General features: G+C 56.3%; 4 protein-coding genes and 2 pseudogenes. 1 reads left to right on the forward strand and 5 read right to left on the reverse strand.

All coding sequences use genetic code 11. From position 1 onward, the window contains the following. Positions 1–80: 80 nt before the first annotated feature. From QYH69_RS35530 to QYH69_RS35545, 4 genes and pseudogenes are all read right to left on the reverse strand, one after another. Positions 81–309: pseudogene (locus QYH69_RS35530) on the reverse strand (IS481 family transposase); the annotation flags it as partial. After that, the gene (locus tag QYH69_RS35535; RefSeq protein ID WP_308836299.1) at positions 310–1,359 is read right to left on the reverse strand and encodes an IS630 family transposase; all 1,050 of its coding nucleotides are present in this window, start codon (positions 1,357–1,359) and stop codon (positions 310–312) included. Between the two features lie 200 nt (positions 1,360–1,559). Next, positions 1,560–2,300: a hypothetical protein gene (locus tag QYH69_RS35540; protein WP_308836300.1), complete on the reverse strand. Its 741-nt coding sequence runs from the start codon at positions 2,298–2,300 to the stop codon at positions 1,560–1,562. A 252-nt stretch (positions 2,301–2,552) separates the two neighbouring features. Further along, positions 2,553–3,971, reverse strand: coding sequence for a hypothetical protein (locus QYH69_RS35545; RefSeq protein ID WP_308836301.1), 1,419 nt, complete (start codon positions 3,969–3,971; stop codon positions 2,553–2,555). Positions 3,972–5,278: 1,307 nt separating this feature from the next. Between QYH69_RS35545 and QYH69_RS35550 the strand changes: the two are divergent. Further along, a pseudogene (locus QYH69_RS35550) lies at positions 5,279–5,542 on the forward strand (transposase); the annotation flags it as partial. A gap of 9 nt (positions 5,543–5,551) precedes the next feature. Here QYH69_RS35550 and QYH69_RS35555 read toward each other — a convergent pair. Then, positions 5,552–6,448 (reverse strand): IS30 family transposase, encoded by an 897-nt coding sequence (locus QYH69_RS35555; RefSeq protein ID WP_308836302.1) that lies wholly within the window; start codon positions 6,446–6,448, stop codon positions 5,552–5,554. Between the last annotated feature and the right edge of the window lie 82 nt (positions 6,449–6,530).

Consider the following 6,530-nt stretch of genomic DNA (forward strand, 5'->3'; position numbering starts at 1 on the left):
TCGCATTCACGCAGCGATACTATCTGAAACAGCTCGCTGCTTAACCCGTTGGCGTCCACGGCTTCCGACCGACCTCAAGACGCCTCGCGCAGAACCTTATGCCTGATCGCAAGGGACAGTTCTCTTTGCTCGTGCAAAGTGCAACTCACTCTGGATTTGCCATGCCCCCTTGCGCTCCGCCCGCAGTCGAAGAACTGTTGCACGATCAGCGTCGGAGACCTTTCGAGCCGGGCTGGTCAGAGGACGACGGCTTTGAGTGCGAAGACCTTCCTCTCCCGCCTCATGGTAGCAGCACAGCCATTTGCGCACCTAGTCCGCTGAACCGGATGAATTGCACCGAATTCGTCGAGTTAGATCGGAATACTTCCATTTCAACGGGGCAGCCTGCTTGTTGTATTGGCGGATATAGCGCATGAGTTCTTTGTCGAGGTCTTTGGTGCTGGTGAATACTCCGCGCGTGATGACGTCGCGCCGGATGCGGGCAAACCAGTTCTCGACCTGGTTCAGCAATGACGAATACGTGGGAGTGTAATGGATCGAGACGTTCGTATGGTTAGCCAGAAACGTTTGAACGGCGTCGGTCTTGTGGCTGCTCACGTTGTCGCAGATCACGTGAATCTCCTTTCGGGCGGGCTGCGCCGATGCCACCTCGGTAAGGAATGCGACGAACTGGGCACTGGCATGTCGTGGCGCAGTCTTGCCCATCACTTCGCCGGTGGCGACATTCAACGCTGACAACAGGCTCAGGGTACCGTTGCGTTTGTATTCGAAGTCTTGACTTTCGGCGCGCCCGGGCGAGAGCGGCAACATCCGGTCTTCGCGATCAAATGCCTGAATGGCCGCTTTCTCGTCCACACAGAACACCGCCGCATGCAACGGCGGGTTTAGATACCGGCCGATCACATCGGCAGCCTTGTCCTCAAAGTCGGGATCGTTCGACACCATGTCGGTATCGAGACGATGCGGCTGAACGTCGTGCTTGCGCCAAACACGTTGAACCGTCATGAAGGGCACGCCCAACTGCGCGGCCAGTTTGCGGCTGCCCCAATGCGTCGAACCGTCGGCCGGTTTGCGCCTGAGCGTGTAGTCAAGCACTCTCGCTTCAAGACGCGCCAGGTCACGACGCGGCGCACGACCTGGGTGTCTGCCATACAGCCCCGCCAGACGCTCACTGGCGAAGCGGGTTTGCCAGGTGGTGATGAAACGCGAATCGCATCGCAATTCGTTCATGATCGCCCCGCGCGAGGCCCCTTCGTCGAGCAGCAGGATTAACCGCGCTCGCCTTACCTGGCCAACGGCCATCGTTCGGCTGCGCTGCATCGACAACAGTTCTTCGCGCTCGGCTTTACTCAGATTCATCTGGCCTATGCACCTTTAAATAACTGGGTGTGTGGCCGACACCCGTTGGAGTCGATCACCGATCGCCCAGGGCTGGTGCCGCTTCCAGGGAGATCTGGGCTCCCTCTGTATGAGGGGCCGTCGCGCCGCCTTCGCGCCCGGCATGCGCTCCGGCCAGTTAGCGTATCCAGCAATCCAGATCCGAAGCGCGCCTCCTTAAACTAAACGTTGCCTGGAGCGGCCTGTACCGCACCCTTCAACGCCGATACGCTTGCCGCTGCGCTATATGACCCGTCGTCAATGCTGTTGGCAATATTTTGGGCCGCTGTTGCGACACCAGAGTCACCAGCGTTTGCCGCTTCCGTCTCTAGCGCTGAGGCATTGTTTTTGATCTGCGAGGCAGGGGCACCTTCAAACATTTCAGTCGCCAGGATTTTTGCATTTGCGACGAGACTGCCATGACCACCCTCTTGGGTGTGAATTTTGGAGCCGCCGTCAAATACAGGATTATTGCTCCCGACTTGAGGAGTCAAAGCGCCTTGCAACCCGTCCCTGTGGGCCGCCCCTCGCAACGCGGCCAGCGAGCCTTGTTGACTGAAGGTGCCGTCGCTCAGGCTCTCTTTTACATTGTTCGTCGCTGTCGCCAAATCCGAATTCCCGAGACCGGCTTTATCCAACGTCGATCCAAGATTCGCGGCGTCTGAAGCGATTGTGCTGCCCGGCGTGCCGTTAGCCGACAAATCCGAAACCAGTCGATTGTAGGATGCGGTGACGTTACTGGTACCGCCGCCACTGGGCGTGCTCGGGGCGGGGCACGCACCGCCGCCGTCCAGCATCCGCATGATCTCCTGAAGAAGTTGCTGCCGGTTGTCCGTGTCACCAACGCTGCTCGAGTTGGGTGACGGATAGGCGGTGTAGTCCACCGCAGTAGTAGTTGAAGGGTTGTTGGTTACGCTGCTCATCGTTGTCTGCTCATCGGTTAAATATCAGTTGAATACGTGGTGCCGGCCCGAATCTCGGATCAAGCATTGCCGACCGTTTCCCAGCATATGCATTAATCTACGGCCTAGCGCATCCGATGCGAAAATCAGTTCACCAAAGGCGAAACCAGAGTTGGCCCGAATGTTAGACGGCCCCGGTGCCGGTAAGAGTTAAGGATCCGCAATGTCTTTCTGGACATCGAAAATTCAAAAGGCCAAGTGTTTAAGTGGCTTTTAGCCATTCAGAGGATCATTGCCGTTGTTGTTGTTTCCATCCAAGAAATTTAGTCCATTGTTGACATCGTTCGAGTAGTCATTGGCTTTGCCAATTGCCTTCGTGCCACTAAGGATTGGATCAAGTGCGCTGCGCGCGGTGATGGCAGCATCCGTACCGTCAGCCGCGACAGCGCCGATGTCGATTTCAGGCGCAGCTTCGGGGGCCACGACCATCGCTGCATCCATTCCTGCTGCACCGAGGGCATCGCCGAATTGCTTGAATGCATCACCGATCTTGCCGTGCACGAGATCATCGACGCCTCCGACTGTATCGGTCACGGGAGCCACAACTGACTGCAAGACACTGCCGACGGTACTTTCCACCTTGTCGAGCGCCTTTGACCCTCGTGTCGAGCCGCGGTACAGCGTATCGGTCCCGAATGTCTGCGTGAATGCCTGGTCTTCGGGCGAATTCACCTTGCCCTTTCCGTAGTCGCCCACCTGGCTACCGAGCATCTGCGCGTCCTGGTCTGTGAATGTGTTCGGCACGGCGCCGCTGTTCTCCTCGTTCTTCAGATCAACCATATCGCTGACCATTGCATTGCCATCGCCGGCCGCGTCCTGCAGAAACTTTTGTGCCAACTTCGGATCTGCTTCCGACATGTCCTGCATCGCCTGCTGCGTGGCTCGCTGCGTTACGCCTTGCCCGGCTTGAAGGATGTTCTCGGGCTGTGTCTTGGACGTCTTGCTCTGGATTCCCTTTACGAGGGCGCCGAACGGGTTAAGACTCTCAAGTGCATTCACGATCGCTTGCGCGGCTCGACTTTTGCCGCCCTTGATAACGTCCTCCCCCAGCGCCGATTGGGCCTTATCTTTCTCCTTTTGATTGATTTTTCCGCCGCCGTTCTGATTCGCGAGGCTCTGTGCTCCAGAAACTTCTTCAATCGCCTGTTGCTTGCTGATATCACCTTCCTTGTATGCCTGAAGTTCATCCTCGACGAGCGAATTGCCGTCGCCATCCTTGCCGTCTTTCATCGTCTTGTCATACAGGGTAGGGTCCTTTTGCTCCGTTTGCGACATTGCATTTTCAAGGTCGTTGTTGGTATCGCTTGCGCTATTGCCGCCAGACGGGGGACTATTGATTGCTGGCCCGCTTGCGCCTGTTGCGCCGGGCATCTCGAGACTGCCCGTCGAGGGAAGAGATTGAGGTGTTGAAATCTCGGCATCCGTACTGCCAATGGGTGAGGGTGGCGCCTTACCCGTTTCTGTCTGGTTGACGGACATTGGTAGCAGGTTTAGTAGTTGCTGGATTTCGCCTAGTAGCTCCTGCACTGAGATGCCGTCGAGCGGCATCGACTCCGGCGAGGTCCCACCACCCGTGAAATCTAAAAGGCCGGGGCCGACGTTTAAAGCCCCATTCAAAATCGCTGCGGACATTGCAACCCTCCAATCATGTACAGGAAATTCTGTTAAGCACTGCGATAACGAGTCGCCATTTAGTGCTGGTTAGAAAATCTAAGCGCTCGGTCATCTTCGATCTATGGGATCCTTCAGGCGGTCACCTGACTGTCGTGTCCACAAAGCATTATGGATGTTGCCAAGATCCAGGCCCGTTCTGCGGTGCGTAGCTAATCCCCGCCTGTTTGAACAAGCCTTCCACCGGGCCAGGGCCCATCCATTGCTGACGTCGTCCGCGAAGTTGACCGACCGCGTACTTGTTGTGCACTGCTTGGCCGATGTCGCCATGGCGGCAGCCTACCTGTTGGAATTTGTCGAGGACCCCAGCCGTTGCGTCGCACTCAGGCCGAATGTCTGCTCCGCGGTTTCTGCGATGCCCTACGCAAGACCGCTGCTCGAATAGCCTGAAGGCCGTTGCCATTTCCACTGCCACCCTCGAATGGACGCATCGCGCGTCGGCGTCGTTGCTGACCCAATATCACCGCCGCCGTTTCGTTGTCATCCGTCGCCACGTTCGTTAGGGTCAGCATCTGTGCAATTGTGGGTGCAACATCTGGATACCCTTTAGTAAATCGCTGTCATCATCGCCAACTACGTGTCTTATTACGTTTCGATGCGCAAAAGAAGTGAACCTGTTAGCCGGTTGGGATGAATGTATTGCAGGAGGAATGCGTACAAATGGTGGAAAGACGAAATTGCCAGCCAATTGGCGAAACCTGGCAGTCAGAGGACGCACGATACTATCGTGCGCTGCGTTCGGTCTGGCCAATATATGGTTGTCGAAAACCTCAGCATTCATGTTCGCGATCACCAATCCCTTGCTGCGATTGTTTGCTCTGCAGGGGGCAATTTGGCATCTGCTCCGCCCTTCCAAAGACGTGTCCAGCGAACCGGAAGCGGCGGCATTTCAGAGGAAACATTTACCGAAATCTGTCAATCCTTGGGCAAGCCGCAAGATCCCGCATAGTTATACTATGCATTCCTATATATATTCATATTGTAACCTTTTCCGACCTTATTTCGTGTTGCGGTGAGCTGAGTGGGCGTCAGAGCTGGGAGCTACTGCGCTTGATCTGACTGCGGAGTTGCACAGCACTTCTGGAATGGCTAGGATAGGAGTTTTTGAATGATGACCAGCAACACCATTTAGAGCATGTGATTCAGAAGCTGTTGCGAAATTAAATTTGGGGTCTGTTAAAGAAGGCCTGCAAAAGTCCTGGTGACCTTGCCCCCGAAAAACGAATCCCTTGCTGAGGGTTTAAACTCAAGCAAGTAGAGTCAAGAAGACGAGCAAGACGAAGCGGGCGCGCTACACGCTCGAATTCAAGCTGGAAGCACTTCGACTGGTCAAAGCCGGTCAGAGCGTTGCGGTGGTGGCCGCGACGCTGGACGTGCCGGCGCAGTCGATTTCCAACTGGGTCAAGGCTGAGCAGGAAGGCAAGCTTGCCGCAGTGGGCACGAAGCCGGTAAGCGCGGAGCAGATGGAGTTGTCGAGACTTCGTGCCGAAGTGGCGCGGCTGAAGATGGAGCGCGACATTCTAAAAAAGGCCTGGGTAGGTTCAATGAGTCGCTGCAACAGCCACGCGTAGTTTATCGGCCGGAGACATGAAGCCCAACGTCTTTCTGGGCCTTTCATTGAGCCGTGCTGCGATTTTGTTCAGCTGCGCCTGCGAGTATTGATCAAGTTGCGTACCGTGGGGCAAATACTGACGCATGAGTCGGTTCGTGTTTTCGTTGGTACCACGTTGCCAAGGACTTCGCGGGTCGCAGAAGTAGACCTTCACATCCGTGGCGATCGTAAAGTCTTTGTGGTTCGCCAACTCCATGCCTCGGTCCCACGTGAGCGATCTGCGTAGATGCTGCGGCAACCGCTTGACCTCGCGCTTCAGGCCCGCCACAACGCTCACAGTGTCCTTTCCCTTTACCTTGACGATGATGGTGAACCTCGAGCGCCGCTCGACCAAAGTGGCGACATGAGTATTGTTGGCGCCGCTGACAAGATCTTCTTCCCAGTGACCAGGTACCGCACGGTCGGCTGCTTCAGGTAGTCGCTCGTGAATCGAAACCGCGTCAGCAATCTTATTGCGAGCGCCCTTCGTGCTGGAGAAGCGTGAGTGACGCATCTTCCGTTGAGTCCGCAAGTGATACTGCAGCTCCTTCTTCAGAACGCCGCGCGCTTGCACAAACAGGCTGCGATAGATCGTCTCGTGAGACACGCGCATCGCCTCGTCATCGGCATACCGGTTCTTAAGCCAACCGCTCACTTGCTCTGGAGACCATTCGCGGCAAAGCTTACGCTCGACCGCATAGCGCAAGCGCCGGTTCCGTTCCAGAAGGCAGCGTTTGGGTCGCAGAGCAGCCTGCGAGGCTCGCTCATCCGCTTCCAGAGCTCGATAGTGGCCTGTTCCGCCGTTACGTGCAATCTCACGGGAAATCGTGGAAGGCGCGCGGTTCAATTGGCCGTAAGCACCTCACGGCGGCCGTTCTCCTGAGAGCAGTGAACGGAGGTAATTTGGTTCCCACCAATATTTCTGGTGG

The organism is Paraburkholderia sp. SARCC-3016, assembly GCF_031119615.1.
Lineage (GTDB): Bacteria > Pseudomonadota > Gammaproteobacteria > Burkholderiales > Burkholderiaceae > Paraburkholderia.